The 18,616-nt window shown below is 63.2% G+C and carries 19 protein-coding genes; 9 read left to right on the top strand and 10 right to left on the bottom strand.

Annotated elements, in window-relative coordinates:
* Positions 1-347: 347 nt before the first annotated feature.
* Positions 348-2,117, top strand: a complete 1,770-nt coding sequence (locus tag NKI59_RS04945) for a glucan ABC transporter ATP-binding protein/ permease (RefSeq protein ID WP_352702698.1) — start codon at positions 348-350, stop codon at positions 2,115-2,117.
* A gap of 260 nt (positions 2,118-2,377) precedes the next feature.
* Entirely contained in the window at positions 2,378-3,130 is a 753-nt protein-coding gene (locus tag NKI59_RS04940) for a heme ABC transporter permease (protein WP_352702695.1), read from the top strand.
* A gap of 234 nt (positions 3,131-3,364) precedes the next feature.
* Here NKI59_RS04940 and NKI59_RS04935 read toward each other — a convergent pair whose 3' ends face one another.
* Positions 3,365-4,423: a D-TA family PLP-dependent enzyme gene (locus NKI59_RS04935; RefSeq protein ID WP_352702693.1), complete on the bottom strand. Its 1,059-nt coding sequence runs from the start codon at positions 4,421-4,423 to the stop codon at positions 3,365-3,367.
* A 145-nt stretch (positions 4,424-4,568) separates the two neighbouring features.
* Between NKI59_RS04935 and NKI59_RS04930 the strand changes: the two genes are divergently transcribed.
* On the top strand, positions 4,569-5,255 hold the full coding sequence (locus NKI59_RS04930; protein WP_023674428.1) for a D-lyxose/D-mannose family sugar isomerase: 687 nt from the start codon (positions 4,569-4,571) through the stop codon (positions 5,253-5,255).
* Positions 5,256-5,524: 269 nt separating this feature from the next.
* Here NKI59_RS04930 and NKI59_RS04925 read toward each other — a convergent pair whose 3' ends face one another.
* From NKI59_RS04925 to NKI59_RS04900, 6 genes are all read right to left on the bottom strand, one after another.
* Positions 5,525-6,313: an RDD family protein gene (locus NKI59_RS04925; protein ID WP_352457151.1), complete on the bottom strand. Its 789-nt coding sequence runs from the start codon at positions 6,311-6,313 to the stop codon at positions 5,525-5,527.
* 64 nt (positions 6,314-6,377) lie between these two features.
* Positions 6,378-7,409: a stage II sporulation protein M gene (locus NKI59_RS04920; protein WP_352702691.1), complete on the bottom strand. Its 1,032-nt coding sequence runs from the start codon at positions 7,407-7,409 to the stop codon at positions 6,378-6,380.
* Positions 7,406-8,713: a DUF58 domain-containing protein gene (locus tag NKI59_RS04915; protein ID WP_352702689.1), complete on the bottom strand. Its 1,308-nt coding sequence runs from the start codon at positions 8,711-8,713 to the stop codon at positions 7,406-7,408. Before NKI59_RS04915 ends, NKI59_RS04920 begins: the two co-directional genes overlap by 4 nt.
* On the bottom strand, positions 8,710-9,666 hold the full coding sequence (locus NKI59_RS04910) for an AAA family ATPase (RefSeq protein WP_352702687.1): 957 nt from the start codon (positions 9,664-9,666) through the stop codon (positions 8,710-8,712). Before NKI59_RS04910 ends, NKI59_RS04915 begins: the two co-directional genes overlap by 4 nt.
* Positions 9,653-10,852 (bottom strand): DUF4350 domain-containing protein, encoded by a 1,200-nt coding sequence (locus NKI59_RS04905; RefSeq protein ID WP_023674433.1) that lies wholly within the window; start codon positions 10,850-10,852, stop codon positions 9,653-9,655. Before NKI59_RS04905 ends, NKI59_RS04910 begins: the two co-directional genes overlap by 14 nt.
* On the bottom strand, positions 10,849-11,475 hold the full coding sequence (locus NKI59_RS04900) for a DUF4129 domain-containing protein (protein WP_352590445.1): 627 nt from the start codon (positions 11,473-11,475) through the stop codon (positions 10,849-10,851). Before NKI59_RS04900 ends, NKI59_RS04905 begins: the two co-directional genes overlap by 4 nt.
* A gap of 257 nt (positions 11,476-11,732) precedes the next feature.
* Between NKI59_RS04900 and NKI59_RS04895 the strand changes: the two genes are divergently transcribed.
* Positions 11,733-12,389 carry a hypothetical protein gene (locus NKI59_RS04895; RefSeq protein ID WP_245274617.1) on the top strand — a complete coding sequence of 219 codons (657 nt, stop codon included), beginning with the start codon at positions 11,733-11,735 and terminating at the stop codon, positions 12,387-12,389.
* Between the two features lie 60 nt (positions 12,390-12,449).
* Entirely contained in the window at positions 12,450-13,235 is a 786-nt protein-coding gene (locus NKI59_RS04890; RefSeq protein ID WP_352702684.1) for a hypothetical protein, read from the top strand.
* A gap of 58 nt (positions 13,236-13,293) precedes the next feature.
* Here the strand turns inward: NKI59_RS04890 and NKI59_RS04885 are convergent, their stop codons facing one another.
* Genes NKI59_RS04885 through NKI59_RS04875 form a run of 3 tightly spaced genes read right to left on the bottom strand, consistent with a single transcriptional unit; the run spans position 13,294 to position 16,030 of the window.
* Positions 13,294-14,073 carry an N-formylglutamate amidohydrolase gene (locus NKI59_RS04885; RefSeq protein WP_352702682.1) on the bottom strand — a complete coding sequence of 260 codons (780 nt, stop codon included), beginning with the start codon at positions 14,071-14,073 and terminating at the stop codon, positions 13,294-13,296.
* Complete coding sequence (locus NKI59_RS04880) at positions 14,073-15,386, bottom strand: type I glutamate--ammonia ligase (RefSeq protein ID WP_352702680.1); 1,314 nt, start codon at positions 15,384-15,386, stop codon at positions 14,073-14,075. Before NKI59_RS04880 ends, NKI59_RS04885 begins: the two co-directional genes overlap by 1 nt.
* The gene (locus tag NKI59_RS04875; protein WP_352681689.1) at positions 15,383-16,030 is read right to left on the bottom strand and encodes a cysteine hydrolase family protein; all 648 of its coding nucleotides are present in this window, start codon (positions 16,028-16,030) and stop codon (positions 15,383-15,385) included. The genes NKI59_RS04880 and NKI59_RS04875 overlap by 4 nt, the downstream gene beginning before the upstream one ends.
* Positions 16,031-16,180: 150 nt before the next feature.
* Between NKI59_RS04875 and NKI59_RS04870 the strand changes: the two genes are divergently transcribed.
* The 4 genes from NKI59_RS04870 to NKI59_RS04855 all read left to right on the top strand — a co-directional run bounded on the left by NKI59_RS04870 (position 16,181) and on the right by NKI59_RS04855 (position 18,613).
* Complete coding sequence (locus NKI59_RS04870; protein ID WP_352681687.1) at positions 16,181-16,903, top strand: LuxR family transcriptional regulator; 723 nt, start codon at positions 16,181-16,183, stop codon at positions 16,901-16,903.
* 83 nt (positions 16,904-16,986) lie between these two features.
* On the top strand, positions 16,987-17,643 hold the full coding sequence (locus NKI59_RS04865; protein ID WP_352702677.1) for an acyl-homoserine-lactone synthase: 657 nt from the start codon (positions 16,987-16,989) through the stop codon (positions 17,641-17,643).
* Between the two features lie 43 nt (positions 17,644-17,686).
* Positions 17,687-18,238, top strand: a complete 552-nt coding sequence (locus tag NKI59_RS04860; protein ID WP_352702675.1) for a hypothetical protein — start codon at positions 17,687-17,689, stop codon at positions 18,236-18,238.
* A 9-nt stretch (positions 18,239-18,247) separates the two neighbouring features.
* Positions 18,248-18,613 carry a hypothetical protein gene (locus tag NKI59_RS04855; RefSeq protein ID WP_352702673.1) on the top strand — a complete coding sequence of 122 codons (366 nt, stop codon included), beginning with the start codon at positions 18,248-18,250 and terminating at the stop codon, positions 18,611-18,613.
* Positions 18,614-18,616: the final 3 nt, after the last annotated feature.

The raw sequence follows: 18,616 nt of genomic DNA, 5'->3' as shown, positions 1-18,616 counted from the left end.
CGTCGCTTAGCGTTCCCAGGGCACGCACGGGCGCTCCAAGTGCCGCTACCGGTTATATTTGCGTTTGACCTTGCTGAATGCCTGCACACGACTTTAGACGTCGTGCCCAGGGTCTTGCTGATTAAAATTGTGGCAGTGCTTTCCAGCTGCCGTGATTTTGCCGCAACGCTGACATTTCACCTTTTATCTCAAACTGTTAGACGATCACGGCAAATTTCGAAGCGTCGTCATCTTTTGTTCGCGGAATGGGAACGGAAGAGCTAGACGAGCATTGTTTTGCGACGCGTCAACCGATACGAGTCAAAAAATGACGCACTGCACCATAAATAATTGGCGGAGTAGCTGAAGTGTCACTTCTGCAAATCTACTGGCGAGCCCTTGGTTATCTCGCTGCCGACAGGAAACGCGTTGCGTTTATCTGCGGGGCGAATGTCGCGCTTGCCATTATCGCCATTCTCGAGCCGATCATGTTCGGCCGGGTGATCGATGCCATTTCGGACCGCGGCTCGGTGTTCTCGACGCTCGCAATGTGGGCCGGCATCGGCGCTTTCAATATCGTCGCCTTCGTTCTGGTGGCGCGCGGCGCTGATCGCTTTGCCCACCAGCGGCGCAGCGAGGTTCTTTGCCAGTCGTTCGAGCGCGTCATCACCATGCCGCTTGCCTGGCATCATCAGCGCGGCACCTCCAATTCCCTGCACACGCTTCTGCGGGCGGTCGAGACCCTGTTCAGCCTCTGGCTCGAATTCATGCGGCAGCACCTGTCGACAGCGGTCGCGTTGGTTCTGCTGGTGCCCACGGCGCTCAGCATGGATATCCGCATGTCGATGGTGCTGCTGGCGCTTGGCGCGCTCTATGTCGGCATCGGACGGCTGGTGATGCGGCGCACCAAGGAAGGCCAGGCGGCCGTGGAGCGTCACTACCACAAGGTGTTTGCGCATGTGACCGACTCGGTCAGCAACGTCGCCGTCCTCCAGAGCTACAACCGCATCGGCCACGAGACCGAGGCGCTGAAGCGCTACGTCAAGAATCTGCTCGATGTGCAGAACCCCGTGCTCGACTGGTGGGCAATGGCCAACGCGCTGCATCGCCTGTCATCGACGATTTCGATGATGGTGGTGCTCTTGATCGGCGCCTATCTGGTGACGCACGGCCAGTTGCGCATCGGCGACGTCATCGCCTTTACCGGCTTTGCCACGCTGCTGATTGCCCGGCTCGACCAGATGTCGGCCTTCGCCAACCAGATTTCCGAGGCGCGCGCCAAGCTCGAGGAATTCTATCATCTCGAGGACTCTGCATCCGACGCCGCCGAGCCCGATGGGCTGCGCGATCTCGTCAACGTCACGGGTCATGTGCGTTTCGAGAATGTCTGCTTCGAGTTCGGCAATTCCGGGCAGGGCGTCGACGACGCGTCGTTCGAGGTCCAGGCCGGCCAGACCGTCGCCATCGTCGGCCCCACGGGCGCCGGCAAGACGACGCTCATCAACCTTCTGCAGCGTGTCTTCACCCCGTCCAACGGCCGTATCCTGATCGATGGCATCGACACCCGCACGGTGACCCGCAAGTCGCTGCGCCATTCGATCGCCACCGTGTTCCAGGATGCCGGCCTGCTCAACCGCTCGATCGAGGATAACATCCGCGTCGGCCGTGCGGAGGCGACCTATGACGAGGTCCATGCCGCTGCCAACGCCGCCGCCGCGCAGGATTTCATCCTGTCAAAGTGCGAGGGCTACGACACGGTCGTCGGCGAACGCGGCGGACAGCTGTCCGGTGGCGAGCGCCAGCGCATCGCGATCGCCCGCGCCGTGCTGAAGGACGCGCCCATCCTGGTTCTCGACGAGGCGACCAGCGCGCTCGACGTCGAGACGGAAGACCGCGTCAAGGACGCCATCGACGAATTGCGGCGCGGCCGCACCACCTTCATCATCGCCCACCGCCTGACCACCGTTCGCGACGCCGATCTGGTCGTGTTCATGGACAAGGGCCGGGTGGTCGAGATGGGCGGGTTCACCGAACTGTCGCTGCGCAACGGTCGCTTCGCCAGCCTGCTGCGCGCCGGCGGCCTGCTCAACGACGAGGAGGTTCGCCGCCTCAGCCGTCCGGTGAACGAAGCCGCTTGAGCAGCGCGGCTTGCCTTCTCCCCTTGTGGGAGAAGGTGGCCTCGCGAAGCGAGGTCGGATGAGGGGTGCTCCGGCTTGGCGCAAATCTTCATCCAAAATCCAGACTTCGGCGCACGGCGATCATTGGCGCCTCACTCCGTCCAGCACCCCTCATCCGGCTCGACGCTACGCGCCGATCCACCTTCTCCCGCAAGGGGAGAAGGGAAGACGTACCGCCGCTGCGATTGCCGCAACTGCGCCGGCGGTCTATGTAAGGCGGCATGAGCGACACGACTTCACGCCTCTCCGGCTGGATGGACCTTGCCAACCCGACGCGGTTCGTCGGGCTGGCCGACAAGGTCGTGCCGTGGCTGGCGAGCGTTGCCGCCATCATCCTCGCTGTCGGCCTCTACATGAGCTTCACGGCGCCCGAGGACTTCCAGCAAGGCATCACCGTTCGCATCATGTATATCCACGTGCCTTTCGCCTGGCTTGCCATGATGTGCTACACGCTGATGGCGGTCTCGGCACTGGGCACGCTGGTCTGGCGCCATCCGCTGGCCGACGTGGCGCTGAAATCGGCGGCACCTATCGGCGCCGTCTTCACCGCCCTTGCACTGATCACCGGTTCGATCTGGGGCAAGCCGATGTGGGGCACCTGGTGGGTGTGGGACGCGCGGCTGACCTCGGTCTTCATCCTGTTCCTGATGTATCTCGGCATCATCGCGCTGACCCGCGCGCTCGACGATGCCGGGCGCGCCGCCTGGGCCGCCGCCATCATCACCCTGGTCGGCTTCATCAACATTCCGATCATCAAATTTTCGGTCGACTGGTGGAACACGCTGCATCAGCCGGCGTCGGTGTTCCGGCTCGGCGGCCCGACCATCGACCCAAGCCTGTTGTGGCCATTGCTGGTGATGGCAGTCGGCTTCACCGTGCTTTTCTTCGCGCTGCACCTAACGGCGATGCGCACCGAGATCTGGCGACGCCGCGTCATTTCGATGCGCCGGGTTGCCGCGAGACAGGCTAGCTGATCTTCGTCGAGTTCCTTCGCGCCCCCCTCTGTCCTGCCGGACATCTCCCCCTCAAGGGGGGAGATTGAATGTCACGTATCGTTTCGCCAATCGCGAATGTTGAAAGAGAGGCGCTACAGGCGAAGCTACCGATCTCCCCCCTCGAGGGGGAGATGGCCGGCAGGCCAGAGGGGGGCGCTGTCCCTCCAGCGTTTGAAGGATTTTGTACCTGAAGCGCACGCGCTCCAGCTGGACTCATCCCATCCGCCCGCGCGCCTTGACCGGGAGCGTCTCGATCACCGTCTCGCCTTCGACCAGATGCACCTCGTCGAATAGGTTGGTGACGACGCAGCAATGGTCGGGCACGACGCGCACGCGCTCGCCGATGCGAAGCTCGGCGCCGCCTGACAGCGTGACGTTGCCGTGCTCTTCGCTGAGGCTGGTCACCCTTGCGCCTGAAATGCCCAGCAGCTCGCCGAAATCGGCGAGCCCCAGCGTATCGCTGGACAGCGCCTTGCTGCCGGCGTCGAGAATGGCCCGCGTCGGGGTCGGGTGGCTGACCACCGTCGACAGCACCGTCAGCGCGCAATCGTCGAGGCTGCCGACGCCCTTGGCGACCTGGTAGCGGTCGAGATAGATGTAGGTGCCGGGCCGGTATTCGGTAACGACGCTATGCTCGCCGGAACGCCACATATCGGGTGTGCCGCCGCTGGAGATGCGCTCGCAAGCAAGGCCGGCTGCGGCAAGTGCTTGCTGCGCATCGGCGAGCCACGCCTCGGTCTCGGCGGCGCGGCCGGCCCCCGGGTAGGTCATCAAGCCGCCGAAGACGAGCCCCCGGACCTTGTTGATCTCGCTCGCCAGCGCGACTGCCTCGCCGGCCGACTGCACACCGCAGCGGCCCATGCCGGTGTCGCATTCGACCAGCACCGGCAGGCGGTGGCCGGGATCGGTAAAGGTGGCGGCAAGCCCCATCAGCGTGTCCATGCTGTCCGTTGTCACCGACAGGGTCACGCGGCCGTGCAGCGCCTTGAGGCGCTCCAGCTTGGCCCGCCCGAGGATATTGTAGGGCAGAAAGATGTCGGTCAGTCCGGCGTCGGCCATGACCTCGGCCTCGCCGATCTTCTGGCAGGTGATGCCGACGGCGCCGGCCGCGATCTGCTTCTTTGCCCAGTAGGGCAGTTTGTGGGTCTTGATGTGCGGCCTGAGCTTCAGCCCGTGCCGGTCGGCATGGGCCTGCGCCCGCGCGATATTGGCTTCGGCGCGGCCGGCATCGATCAGGATCGCCGGCGTATCGAGGTCGTCTATGCTGCGCATGGTCTCACCATCGGAAAATTGGTTGACCTTATGGCCCTGATCGGACCGCATGTCATGGGGCCAGCGACAGCAGTTTGCATCGACACCGGATGGGCGTTCGGCTATGCGGTTAGCGCTTGGAACGCGACGGGAAGGAACCACGATCATGAAACGCTCCGCCATCAACGACATCATCCGCGACGCCGACGCCTTCATCCGCTCGTTCGGCTACATCATGCCGCCCTTCGCCTACTGGTCGCCGGAAGAAATGAAGGCGCGCCGGCAGGATTCGTCGGCAATCTTCTCGTCGCGGCTTGGCTGGGACATCACCGACTACGGCCAGGAGAAATTCGACGAGCTCGGCCTGTTCCTGTTCACAGTTCGCAACGGCCGCTACGAGGACATGAAGAAGGGCATGGGCATGCTTTATGCCGAAAAGATCATGATCTCGCGCAAGGATCAGCTGTCGCCGATGCACCGCCACAACATCAAGGCCGAAGACATCATCAACCGCGGCGGCGGCAAGCTGGTGCTGGAGCTGTTCATGCATGATCGCGATGGCGGCATCGATCCGAAGGCCGAAGTATCGGTGCCTGTCGACGGAACCATCCACAGACTACCTGCGGGTGGGCTGCTGAAGCTCGACCCAGGCCAGAGCGTCACTTTGCTGCCGGGTGTCTGGCATGCCTTCTGGGCCGAGGGCAAGGACGTGCTGATCGGCGAGGTCTCGACCGTCAACGACGATCTCACCGACAACGTCTTCCGCGAGCCGATCGGCCGCTTCGCGGACATCGACGAGGACACGGCACCGCTGCATCTGCTGGTGTCCGATTATGAGAAGTGGGTGGGGTAGGGCAGGGTGGCATTTGAACCGGCCTCATGAGAGGGGCTCATCAGGTTCGTCGGCGCCGCCCCTCATTGCCCTGCCGGGCATTTCTCCCCGTATAGTGACGGGGAGAAAGACGCTATCGCAGATGGTTTCGCAAACTGGCAGCGTTGCGGAATAGTGGTCGACATTGCGTCTATCTCCCTTCTCCCCGTCACTATACGGGGAGAAGGTGCCGGCAGGCGGATGAGGGGCAGCACCGATGCTTCTTGCTAGCTGCACCTGTTCGGCAACTGCTACCGTGCGTGCTTGTCGGCCCTGCGGTTGCCCAGCAGCAGCTTGCGCTCGAGATGCGCCCGTAGCTCGCCGTAGTAAGCCGTAAGGAACGCGCGTGCGTCATGGGCTTGGGGTGCCGCGCCGATCTTGCGTCCGATCGTTTCGGCCACCGTCCGCAGGGCGAAATAGTCGTCGCGGCGCAGCACCTCCTCCAGCTTGTGGAGTTCGGCAATCCCGTAGGCATCGAGTTGGGCGTGGCTGAACCGGAAGGCGCCGGCCGCCGGATCCTGCCGTGCCGACAGGTCTTCAAGTAAGGCGCGCTTCGGCGCCTCGACCACCCAGGTTCCCGCCAACAGGTCGCCGATCCGCATGCGGTCTCGATTGAACAGCGGGAACAAGGCAAACAGCAGCGTCCACACCAGTCCGAACACCGTCGTCAGCGTGTCGGCAAGGTCGGTCCCGCTGCGTCCAACGATGATCGACAGCGGCAGGAACACCTCGATCTCGCGCATCAGGTTGCGGGCGATGACCTGGTCGATCGACAGGCCGTCTCCGCTGCGCGACGCGACCCGGATGCCGACGATCCGCTTGCCGGGCGTAGCCGCGCGCCGGCCCGCTTCGAAAACGATGAAGTAGGCGTTGCGCAGAAAGAAGATCAGGATGATCCAGACGACGAAGAGCGGCTGAAATCCCTCGCTGCCAAGGCCTCCCACCCCGAACAGCGCGACGATCGTGATCACGATTGCAGCCACGGCGATGAACACGATGTCGAGCAGGAAGGCGGAGGCCCGCGTGCCGGCGTCGGCCAACTTTATCCGGAGATCGACGCCTTCGGGCGTGATCAGCGGCCGTATAGCCGCGAAGGCGGCGCGTTTAGCGATCGCCATGCCGCACCGCCCGGAACAGGTAGAAATAACCGATCCACAGCACCAGCATGCCACCGCCAATGCCGTAGCGCGTGACGTCGCTGGTGATGGTCTGCCTGCCAATGCCCTCGAGCAGCCCGGCAAACAGCAGCATGACCGAGACCCCGACCATGGCGTTCGCGGCGATGCGTCCGGCGCGAGCCGCTGCCGCCATGCGTGTCAATTCGCCGGGAAAGGCGATGCTGGTGCCGATGCGCATGCCCGCCGCGCCGGCCAAAGAGATTGCGAACAATTCGGTGGTGCCGTGGATGGCCAGCCAGCCGCCGAGCTCCATGCCAAGCCCCTTGGACCAATAGACTTGGAACAACGCCCCGATCATGCAGCCGTTGAACAGCATCAGCAGCACCGTCGGCACCGCGAAGGCGAAGCCAAGGGCGAAGGCCAGGATTGCGACCTGGACGTTGTGCGTGAACAGATAGGCGGCAAAGCCTGAGAGAAAGCCATTGTCGCCATCATAAAGCATGCCTCGCAGCAGTTCGGCCGAGGTGTCGGGTCCGCGGCCTCCTGCCAGGCCGGGCGGGATGATCGCGCCGAACCAGCTCTTGTCGGATGCCACCAGCCAGGCGCCTGCACCAATGCCGATCATCATCAGCGCGACCGACGCCAATGTCTCGCGCCACAGGTCGCGAATGGCTTCGGGCCAGTCATGCAGGAAGAAATCGACGAGGCGCTGCCGCAGCCCGCGGCGCGCGCCGTAGAGATAGAAATAACCGCGCAGTGACAGCGCTTCGAGATAGCCGACCAGCGCATTATCGAGCGATGTCGCGCGCGCCACCGACAGGGAAGACAGCGCCGATCGATAGAGCAGCGGCAGCGACAGCAGCTCCTCTTCGGAAAGCGTCCGCGGCGCACGCTTCTCGACACGCGCCAGCAGCGCCTCGAATGCCTTCCAGTCGGCCTCGCGCTCGCGGCGGAAGCTGGCCAGCGACTGGCGTACGGCGTCGCCGCGCACCGCATTGCCGCGTACCGGCGCCGTCACAGCAAATCCTCCTGCTTGAACTGCAGATAGCGCTCGACCAGCGCCGGACCGAGCCGGTTGTGGTCGGCTTCGATCACATGCGCCCCGAGCAGTCGCAGCCGGCCGATGACGACCTGCCTTTCGCGCAAGAGCCCTCCGGCAACGACCGCGCGGGCAACATCCTCGCCGGAGCGTGGCGGCAGGTCGGCCAGGCCCTCCAGTTCGGTGTCCTTCATCATCATGAACAGCACGAGATGCCGTTCGGTGAGCCGGCCCACGGTGCGCAGCATCAATTCCGCACTGATCGGATCGACGAAATCGGTGAAGATGATGACCAGCGAGCGGCGGTCGAGCCGCGCCGCCAGCGTCGTCAATGCCAGTGTGAAATTGGTCTCCTCGCTGGAGTAGTCGATCTCGGCGGCCCGTTTCTGGATCATCGCAAAGCTGGCGGGGCCGCGCACCGCGCCGCTCGAAACGCGCGGCCTTGCATCGAAGCCGAACAAGCTGACCATGTCACCGCCCTTCAGCGCGATGAATGCCGACAGCAGGGCGGCCGTCACCGCCCGGTCCACCTTCGGCACACCGTCAACCGGCTCGCACATCAGGCGTCCGCTGTCGATGGCCAGCACGATGTTGTTGTTCTCCTCGATGCGGAACTCGCGCGCCAACAGCTTGCCGTGGCGGGCGCTGCGCTTCCAGTCGATCATCCGCCGGCCCATGCCCGGCTGGTAATCCTTGAGCGCGTCGAACTCGCGGCCTTGACCGGCGCGGCGCTGCGCATGGCCTTCGGCAAGCGCCGCATGTTGCAGCAGCGTGATCGCCTCGCCGCGAGCGCTGCTGACGTCGGGCAGCACCGCAACCTTGCTTTCCACCGGCAGGACGACCTGGTTCCAGACCAGCCCGAATGGCCCGCGCCAGCGCACCCAGAGACGGTCGAAGCTGGCGACGCCGCGCCGCAGCGCCTGGAAGCGAAGGTCGAGCGAGCCGCCTCCGGCGGTTGGCAGCAAGGCGCCGCCGCTGCCGTCCACCGGCGCCAGCCGCCCATCGTGGCCGACCCGAGCCTCCGCGGCGCGCGGCCCCGAGTGACGGGCGGTGATTTGCACGCCGAATTCCCCGCCGACACCGACCTGCTGCGGCGCATCGATGCTGGCATTCAGCGATGCCCGCCCGCGTCCGGCAGCTGCATCCACCGCCAGGAAGGCAAGCAGCAGACAACTCCACAGCAACCCCAGATACCAGAACGACGGCAGTGCCAGCGCGACCAGGAAGGCCGGCACCGCGCCGGCCGCAGCTGCCCATACCGCTCGGCCGCTGGGATAGATCAACGTGGTGCTTCCGTCTGGTCGACCAGGTCGGAGACGATCTGCTCGACCAGCCGGCCATCGATCTGTGCGGCAGGCGAAAGGATGACGCGATGACGCAGCGCCGGCACCGCCAGCGCCTTGACGTCGTCGGGGATCACATAGGCGCGTCCGTCCAGCGCCGCCCGGGCACGCGCCGCCCGCGCCAGCATGGCGCCGGCGCGCGGACTGGCCCCGACCTCCAGATCGGCATTTTCGCGCGTAGCCCGAACCAGCGCCGCTATGTAGCCGACGACATCGTCGACAAGGGTGACGGAGCCGACGACTTCAAGGGCCTCCTGCAGCGTTTCGCGATCCGTCTGCGCCTCGATGCCATATTGCGCGATGTCGTGCGAGGCGGAGCCGCCGCCATGATGGACGATGATGGCTCGTTCTTCCTCGGGGCCGGGATAGCTGACGTGGTGCTTGAACAGGAAGCGGTCGAGCTGCGCCTCCGGCAGCGGATAGACGCCCTGGTGCTCGATCGGATTCTGGGTCGCGACGACCATGAAATTGCGGCCGAGCGAATGCGTGGTGCCGTCGAAGGTGACCGCATGTTCCTGCATCGCCTCGAGCAGTGCGGCCTGCGTCTTGGGCGGCGTGCGGTTGATTTCGTCGGCGAGCAGGAGATCGCAGAAGATCGGGCCGCGCGTCAGCGTGAACTGCCCGGTCTGGAAGTTGTAGATGTTCGACCCGACGATATCGCCGGGCATCAGGTCCGGCGTGAACTGGATCCGCCCGTAGGCGATCCCAAGCGCCTGGGCGAAGCAGCGCGCCGTCATTGTCTTGGCCGTGCCCGGAGGACCTTCCAGCAGGATATGCCCGCCCGCAAACAAGGCGGTCAGCATCAGGTCGACCGTATCGTGCTGCCCGGTGATCGCCTTGGCCACTTCTTCCCTGATCCGTGTCGCCAGGGCCTTCACATCATCGACGTTCACCGAGCCTCCTTGCCGTCCAGTCATGCAGCCGTTCTGCTGCCTGTTGCATCTGCGTCAGATTCTTCGCCTCGCCGGCCGCTTGCGAGCGCGTCGTGAAGCCGCCGGCTTGCTCCTTATCGCGAGAGTCGAGCCAGTGGTCGAGCGCTTTGCCTTGCAACCCTTGCGGTGCGCCGAGCAGCGCGCCGGCGCGCACCCGCATCAAGGCCGCATAGCGGCCTCCCAGCTCGTCCAGCCGGCCGGCACGCCGCATGAGCATCGCCGTCGTATCGACCAGCGCACGCTTGCCGAAGGCGATCGCGCGCTGGTCGATACGCGGCGGGCCGAACCGGCCAAGGCCATGCAGGAACGCCAGCGCCGCAGCGATCAGGATCGTCAGTGTCAGCGCCAGGAACGGCGGCTCGACCAGAAGCTTGGCCAGATCATACTTCCGCCCCGCGCCGTGCAGCGTCAGATCGAACATCACCAGGCCGTCGTCGGGCTGGAGCAAGGCAATCAGCCCGAGCGCGGCTGCCGCCTTTTCGGGATCCTTGAGGGCGGCGTTGTTGATCAGGTCGGGGTCAGTCAGGATATAGAACGGCTTGTCGTTCAGTTCGGTAAGCACAGCCTTGTCATTGCCGGCTGCGATGAGAGGGTACTTGTCGGCCACCCACTGCAATTCTTCGGGTGCGGCAACCATGTTGCCTTCGATGTCGAGTTGCTTTGCCGTGCTCTGGCCGGCACCGATCTTCGCATCGGCGATGCGGCCAAGCCATTCGTTCACCACCGAACCGGGCAATCGCCCGAATTTCATGTTCCAGCCTTCATGCCCCTGCAGCGGCAGGATCTGCCATTTGGGCAGCACGAAAAGCGTGTTCTGATCCTGGCGAAGATTGAGGATGTGGTCGAGCGCCTCCGGATCGCTATCGGGCGAGATGGTGACGATCAGCAGTATATCTCTGGCAAGATCGTCTTCGGTCCGCGCCATCAAGGGCGCTTCGCCGGTGAGCCGCAGCCATTCCGCCAGGCCGGCGTAGCCGACGCCGCTTTTCGATAGCGGCGTGGCGCCGCCATTGCCGGGTTGCCGGAAATCGGGAGCATAGGTGGACAGCAGGAAAAAACCGGCCGCCGCAAGGAGGCTGGCGAAAATCCCCCAAAACAGTGTCTTTCGATTGAACGGCTCCTGTGCCTCGACCGTCGGTGCACTCACGTCCAGGCATCCCGGAAGGCGAAACGTTCATAGGCGCCGCGCGCCTGCCGCCAGCCTTCCGCGCCGACCGGCCGGCGCGCGAACAGCGCCGCCTCGACAATGCGGGCGATCTCGGTAAACGCATGGCGTGCCCTTCCCGGCAGGGAAGGGGCATTGGCGATGTCGCGCGCGGTGAGCGACGGGCGCAGGAAGTCCGGCAGCCTGCCGGCGATATCGGCGACGCTGCGCCGAAGCAAAAGGTGAACCGCCTCGTCATAGTCGCCGCGTGCGGCCAGCGCATCCGCTTGCGACAACAGGATCTGCGCGGCGCCGGCGTCTGGGCGCCAGGTTTCTTCGTCTTCGACTTCCGGCCGCGCGCGCTGCCACGGCAGCCGCCAGGCGATGCCTTTCACCTCAAGGAAGACCAGAAGCAGGATGATTGCGACGCCCGATATCACCGCCCCCCAGAACAGATAGATCATGTAGGGACCGAGCCACGACAAAAAATCCTGCAGCGGTTTCAGCCACTCGGGCGGCTTCGGCGGCACATAGGCCGGCAGGTCGAACTGGATCGATTCGTCGGCGATCAGCTGCTTGTGCAGATTGGTCAGCCGTTCGGCTTCCGCTGTGCCTGGCTGTGCCACCGCCACCCGCTCCCCTGCAACCTGTGGTTCCCAGCCGACACTGACAATGCAGCGGAACAATTGCAAGTGGGCTGGACGGCGACCACCAATCTTGGCAGATTTACCACCGGGGCCGCCAGCCATGCGGCGGTGAGGCAGGGGGAAGCATCATGACATCAGTGACACTGGAACGGCCGAACAAATTTCGCATCGGCAGGGTTTTCAACGACAGCTTCGCTGTCATCAGCCGCAATCCAGTGCTTTGCCTTGGATTGGCCATGCTGTTCTCAGGCTTGCCTACGCTTCTTTACCAGCTTTGGATTTGGAAATGGGCGACCAACGTCGAGGCTGGCGTTCCGGAGTTCTCAGTCCAACGAATCACTGCCACGATCGTTGGCGTGTTGGTTTCCATGACACTGTCGGCAATCCTGCAGGCGGCGCTGGTGCGTGCCGCGATCGAGGATCTGAACGGCAAGCGACCATTGATTGGCGATTGCCTCAAGACGGCAATCTCTCTCCTGCTGCCGGTGATAGGCATCGCGGTGCTGGTGAGCCTCGGCGCCGCCGCCGGCGCGATGCTTCTGCTCGTTCCCGGCATCATATTGTGGCTTCGTTGGTCTGTCGCTGTGCCTGTTTTGGTTCAGGAAAGACTGGGGGTCTTCGGCAGCATGAAGCGCAGCCGGGAACTTACCAAAGGAAGCCGCTGGGCTCTGTTCGGATTCTGGATTGTCCTGTTCATAGCTGTGGTGCTGATCCAGGCCGTGCTCAGCCGTGCGATCATGGTCTTTGGCCTAACCACCGGCATATTTCTTGGCGCCCTGGTGACAGCGATCGTATCCATTGTGACGTCGATCGCCCCGGCAGTCAGCTATGTCGAGCTGCGGCAAGTCAAGGAAGGCACCAGCGTCGAAGACTTGGCGGAAATCTTCTCGTAGCGGCAAGGGATTTGCTGCCTTCATCGCGTCAGGATCGGTCTGGACTGGATAGGTAATATCGTGGCGTCAATAACGCTGGACCAGCCCAACACATTTCGTATCGGCAGGGTTTTCGGCGCCAGCTTTGCGGTCATCGGCCGCAACCCCATGCTTTGCCTCGGACTTGCATTGCTGTTTTCGGGTTTCCCGACCCTTGTTTATGAGCTTTGGATGCAGGTGCCGCAGGCCGGCGTCGCCCGAGGGGATCCTGATGCCGCCCTCGGCGGCCTCCGCATGATGTCTCGTGATTCTCTGATTACGTTCGGCGTCGTGTTGATGTCCTTTGTCCTGGATCTGTTGCTTCAGTCTGCGCTGGTCCGGGCGACTATCGAGGATCTGAACGGCAAGCAGCCATCCATTGCCGACTGCATCAAGATAGCGATCGGCTGTTTTCTGCCAACGCTCGGCGTCGGGCTGCTGGTCGTCCTGGGCGCAGGATTGGGCTTGATCCTGCTCGTCATTCCCGGAATCATATTGTGGCTCCGGTGGCTGGTAGCGGTGCCGGTTCTGGTACAGGAACGGGTCGGCGTGTCTGGCTCCATGGCGCGCAGCGGTGAACTTACCAAAGGCAGCCGCTGGGCACTGTTCGGCCTGTTCTTCGTTCTGATCGTGGCCTCGGTGGCCATTCAGTTGGCACTTGAAAGTGCTGTCGAACCGTTGGGCGGCATAGTGCGAGCTGTAGTGGCGACTTTGGTGTCGACGATATCGTCAATGGTGACGTCGATTGCCACCGCGGTCAGCTATGTCGAGCTGCGTCAGGTCAAGGAAGGCACCAGCGTCGAAGAACTGTCGCAAATCTTCTCCTGAGGACGGTGGCCAGGCCGACCGTAGGCTCTCGCTTTTGCGCTCACTCGGCCGAGCTCTTTCACGACTCCTTAGTCAGCTGTGCCGGCAATGCTGTGGCCAGCCGCTTCGCCCATTCCTCGATGCCGGAGCGGCCCGCCAGCAGGTCCTGCCTGATCTCGATGAGGATGGCCGGAATGTCGCGATCGTCGCCATGGACTGGTATGGCGTAGTCGCCGTCGCGGCTGATCACGTAAGGCTCGTTTGCCGCGGCGTTGAGCGCACTGTCGGCGCGCAGGCCGGCAAGCACTGCCTGGCCGAAATCGACCGCCCGATCGTAAAGCACGCCGGCGTGCCAGGGCCGCGCAATGCCGAGGAAGACCGGCGTGAAGGAGTGGATCGTCGCGATCCGCGTCGGTCTGCCCTGCTTCGCCCGGTCGTCGAGATGGGCGGCCACGCGGTCATGAAACGGTGCGAACATGACTTCGGCACGCCGGCTTCGTTCCTCCGGATCGAGGCCGACATTGCCGGGGATGCCGGTGTCCTCCGATAGCGCCGGAATGCTGCCGCTGGAACCAAGCGGCCGGTTGAGATCGATCAAAAGCCGCGAATAGGAACTGAGGAAAGCCGGAGCATCGAGCAGCTTCGACAGAGCGCGGGTCACTTCGGCGGCGCCGATGTCCCAGGCGATATGGCGCTGTAAATGGCTGCTGTCGAGACCGAGCCGCGCATACTCTGCCGGAATATGATTGGAAGCGTGCTCGCATATCAGAACGATATCGGAACGCCCCGTTTCGTTGATCGCTTCGACCGCTGGAAGCCAACCTTCCGGTAGGATGGCGTTAGCAAGCGGCTCAGCCATCAATACAGCGTCCGGTAGAGATCGCAGACCGCCACTGGGTCGAGACCGGCGAGGCGCTCGGTTTCATGCCGCTTGAGGCCGACAAAAGTCTCGACGAACACCGGCGCGAACCATCCGGTGACGGTCTTGTCGGCGACGAGCGCATCGAGTGCCGCCGGCAGCGTTTCCGGCAGCCGCACGAGGCCAAGCTTCTTGCGCTCGGCAACGCTCATCAGCGTCGGGTCGCCCGAGACAAGCGGCGGCGCCGGCAGCTTGGCCTTCAGCCCTTCCAGCCCGGCGCGCACGATCGCCGCCAGCGACAAATAGGGATTGCCGGTGGCGTCGGCTGCCCGGTATTCGATGTTGTACTGCCGCGCCGGATCGCGCCCGCCGATCGTCACCGTCGGGCAGATGCGCAGGCTCGCCTCGCGGTCGCGATCTGCAAGCCAGGTGTAGGACGAGCTCCAGCTATGCGGCTTCAGCCGGTAGTAGGACGACACACTTGCCGCCGTCATGGCGGTGATCGCGGGTAGGTGGCGCAGCACGCCGGCACAGAACGAAGCGGCACGGCTGGAAAGGCCGCCAGGCTGGGCCGGGTCGCAGGTCGCCGGCTTGCCGGCCTCGTCGACGAAACTGAAATGGATGTGGACGCCGTTGCCGACGGCATCCGGCGCGATCTTGGGTGCGAAGCTGGCCCGCCAGCCGGCACATCGCGCGACTTCGCGCGTGATCTCGCGGATGGCGACGGCGCGATCGGCCGCGGCAAGCGCATCGGCCGGCTCGCACGTCACCTCGAACTGGTCGGTGCCGAATTCGGCGATCACCACTTCGGGCGCGACGCCGGCTTCCGCCAGCGCCGCCATCAGATTGGCGGCAAACGGGTCGGCGCGGCGCAGTGCTGCCAACGACATCGAATGAGCCGGCCCAAAGTCGCCCTCGATATGGAATTCATGCTCGAAGGCGGCGATGACGGAAAGCCCGGCCGCTGCCTTCAACTCCGCCAGCGCATCCTTGAGCATGGTCCGCGTACAGCCGACCCACGGGCTGCCGTCGAGTTCGACGATGTTGGCGGCGACCATGTCGAAAGGCGTCGCCGATCCGGTCAGCGCCGTGCGAAACCGCGCGTTGAGATCGGGAATGAGCCGCACATCGCCGGACGAACCCCATGGATTGGGATCGACGATCGAGTTGAACGGCGTCAGCGACAGATTGGCCTGCAGCCAGCCGACGCCGGTCGCGGCGATCTTCTGCAGCTTGCTTTCGACGACCGAGCGGCCGCGCGTGATCGCCGACAGATCGGTGGTGACGACGGCAACCAGCGGTTCGACGGTCATGCAGCTTTTCCCAAGGCTTCGAAACGGCCCGTAACGGTGGCGGTATCAGTGACCCAGCAATAGCCACCGAAGGCTTTTAGCGCGCCATCATGGCGCTCCTGCGAGGCGGCGGCGCAGGCATCCGATACGCAGGTGACGAGGTAGCCGCGATCGGCGGCATCGCGCACCGCCATGTCGACGCACTGGTCGGTCATGATGCCGGCGACGATCAGATAACGCACGCCGAGGTTCTTCAGGACATAGTCGATGTTGGTCGAGTTGAAGACGCCCGACGACGTCTTCGGCAGCATGATCTCGTCGCCGACCGGCGCCAGCGACGGCACCGGCAGACCTTCCGGTCGGCTCGGCGCGACATGGATCGGCGTCAGCTTGTGGTCGAGCGAGCGGTCCCGGCCGTCTTCGGTCAGGCTCTGGATGATGGTATGGATCACCTCGACGCCGTTGGCCCGCGCCGCCGCCAGAAGGCGCTCCTGGTTGGGGATCGTTTGCGACGCCGTCTGCCGGTAGAAATAGTGGTCGGGACCGCGCTCCGGATGCGCCGGATCGGCGCCCGGCTCCAGCCAGACCCGCTGCATGTCGACCAGCAGCAGCGCGGTTTCGCCGGCCCGGAACGGCTCGTTTCGTTTCGGCAATGCTGGCGTCATGCTTGGGGTCCTGCTTCGCTGATCACGTCTGGCTGATTTAGCTGATTTTGGTCCACGCGTCCTGCGTCGCGGACGCACTTATTGGGATATTCGAAGTCACTAATTTAAGGTAAGCTTTGTTTTCGGGCGTGGAGACGGGGGGTCTCTGTCATGATCGATTCAGACGTGTTCGACTTTGTCGAACGCTGCAGGAAGCACACAGCTACCGGGCCGCTTCTGGGCGACCTGCTCGAAACCGTGCGAAATCTCGGCTTCGAGCACCTTATCCTGAGCGGTGTGCCGCTTGGCGGGCAGAAGCTTGCACCGATGGTCGAACTGAATGGCTGGCCGGCCGGCTGGTTCGAGCGCTATGTCGAGGCCGAGCATGCCGCCGTCGACGGCGTTTGCGTTTACTCGGCAAAGACCTTGAAGCCGTTCCTCTGGTCCGAAGTCCCGGCAAAGTGGTCGGATACGGAGGGCTCACGACGCGTTGCCGGCGAGGCGACGGAGTTCGGCATCTGTAGCGGCTTCGCCGTACCGATGCTTAGCGTTCACCATTGGCAATCCGTGCTGTCGTTTGCCTCTTCCGCGAAGGCCTGCACCCTGTCGCCGCGCCATCAGGTGCAACTGGTGACGATGGCGGTCTACGCGGGCATGTCGATCCAGGCCTTGGCCAATGACGATGACGACCATGAGGGCGTGCTGACCGACCGCGAAAAAGAGGTGCTCTTGTGGGCCGCGGCCGGCAAGACCTCATCGGAAACCTCGCAGATCCTCGGCCTGACCGAGCGTACGGTCAAATGGCACTCGACACGGGCTCGCGAGGCTTTTGGCGTCGCAACGACCACGCAAGCGGTCGTCGAGGCGGTGCGCCGGCGCCTAATCCATCCCTAAACGCGTCAACTGTCCCATCGGACAGGTGACGTATATTAGCGCGACTGCGAGTATCCCTGCGAGAACGATCGGGGGATCGCGCCATGATAACGGCCCACGTAGTCAATGCGCATAACAAGCATCTTTACGAAAACGAATTCGACGAGTTTCTGCGCCGGCGGCACGATTTCTTCGTGCATCAAAAACGCTGGCGCCCTCCGAGCCCGGATGGTCGCGAGCTGGATCAATTCGATACAGACGCGGCGACATACCTGCTAGGCATTGAAGACGATCGCGTAGTGACTTCGGCTCGATTGATCCCAACGAGCGAGCCGCATATGGTCTCGGAGGTTTTTTCTCACATGTGCGAAAAATCGGGCGTCCCCAGACGTCCCGATTGGGCCGAATGGACGCGCACATTCGTCGTTCCCGACAAACGCACTGCTGGACTGAGGGGCACGCTGACGCAGCTGTGCTGCGCGGTGATGGAATACGCTCTCGACGAAGGCCTCAGCGCCGTCGGCGGCATCCAGGAAACCTACTTCATGCCGCACCACGGCGCCCTCAAATGGCGCGCCGAGCCGATGGGCATGGCGAGGGAAGAAAACGGCGAGTGGTACATCGTGGCGTATATTGAGGTGAATGAGGCGGCACTTGCGAGTGTTCGGAAGATACTTGGGATTGGGAATTCGTTGCTGGTTCGGCGGGGGACGCAGATGCCTTTCATCGAAAATGCACAGAAACTTAGCAAGGCCGCCTAGAAATAAAGTTTAGAGTAATCGGCGTCCACTAGGTGATGATCTGATGCATAAATTGTATTGCGTGTCTTGGCAGTCATACCGTTTTTTTGTCGAATCCGCCGCCGTCTTACTCATAATTGTTGTTTCGATCGTTTCCGGTTGTTCGATCCAACTCTCACCGGCTTACGACCAAGCGACACTCACCAGTATCTCCGACCTTAACGTGAAAACTGAGACGCTCTTGGCCTCCCTGTCCCACGGCGGCACAGCAGGCGATTTTTCCAAGCATAAGGCGACTTATGACCAGCTTATCGGGGGCTTTTCGGCCGCGCGTGTAGCGACCGCTTCGCGCGATGTTCCGGCTCCCAGCCAGCGGCTTCTAGGTATCGCTCACTTGAATGGGGTGTGCGGGAATGAGCCATCGAATTGCGTCAACCCAACGCCTCACCATCTGGACAAGGTGATCGCGTTGTTGAGCGCAATGCGTAACACTCACCAGCAGGGAGAACTCGTCAGTGAGTTGGTCACAGGGTTTAACGGCCAAGGCGGCTTCAAGGGCCAATACGAAATAGAAATGAGCCGAATTCTGGTGTTCGAGACTGCCTTGCAGCGATAGGAGATACTCTTGGCCGCTATTGTTGATGTAAACGCTACTGCTAATGCTTTGGTCGATGCGATCCAGAAGCAGGCAAAGCAGGGGTGGACCAAAATATCGGCGTTGGTCACGCAGCAAGCCAAAATGATGGCACACCAAGCTGCGTGGATCGCGGAAAGCAGTATAGCAGGCGCGCTAAAGCATGATTCTGCCCTGCAGCGCTTGTTTACCGATCAATTGGCCGACTCCGTTAGAGGTTTGGCCAATGACGTAGCGGCACTGACCATTCTGACATTAGAAAAAGTGTGGAATGCCGCAGTCAGTGTGCTTTGGGGTGCAATCAACAAGGCATTAACGGGTGCGAGCATGGGTCTTCTTGCTCTGCCTGCGCTATAGAAC

Source organism: Mesorhizobium sp. M0598 (assembly GCF_040320865.1).
Classification (GTDB): domain Bacteria; phylum Pseudomonadota; class Alphaproteobacteria; order Rhizobiales; family Rhizobiaceae; genus Mesorhizobium.
Note: the sequence above shows the minus strand (reverse complement) of the source record. Positions and strands in the feature narration are given on the sequence as shown.

Coding starts and splice junctions, on each gene's coding strand:
- NKI59_RS04870 (WP_352681687.1), top strand. CDS start 16,181: ATGATCGATTCAGACGTGTTCGACTTTGTCGAACGCTGCAGGAAGCAC.
- NKI59_RS04885 (WP_352702682.1), bottom strand. CDS start 14,073: ATGGCTGAGCCGCTTGCTAACGCCATCCTACCGGAAGGTTGGCTTCCA.
- NKI59_RS04895 (WP_245274617.1), top strand. CDS start 11,733: ATGCTGTTCTCAGGCTTGCCTACGCTTCTTTACCAGCTTTGGATTTGG.
- NKI59_RS04930 (WP_023674428.1), top strand. CDS start 4,569: ATGAAACGCTCCGCCATCAACGACATCATCCGCGACGCCGACGCCTTC.
- NKI59_RS04935 (WP_352702693.1), bottom strand. CDS start 4,423: ATGCGCAGCATAGACGACCTCGATACGCCGGCGATCCTGATCGATGCC.
- NKI59_RS04880 (WP_352702680.1), bottom strand. CDS start 15,386: ATGACCGTCGAACCGCTGGTTGCCGTCGTCACCACCGATCTGTCGGCG.
- NKI59_RS04865 (WP_352702677.1), top strand. CDS start 16,987: ATGATAACGGCCCACGTAGTCAATGCGCATAACAAGCATCTTTACGAA.
- NKI59_RS04860 (WP_352702675.1), top strand. CDS start 17,687: ATGCATAAATTGTATTGCGTGTCTTGGCAGTCATACCGTTTTTTTGTC.
- NKI59_RS04940 (WP_352702695.1), top strand. CDS start 2,378: ATGAGCGACACGACTTCACGCCTCTCCGGCTGGATGGACCTTGCCAAC.
- NKI59_RS04875 (WP_352681689.1), bottom strand. CDS start 16,030: ATGACGCCAGCATTGCCGAAACGAAACGAGCCGTTCCGGGCCGGCGAA.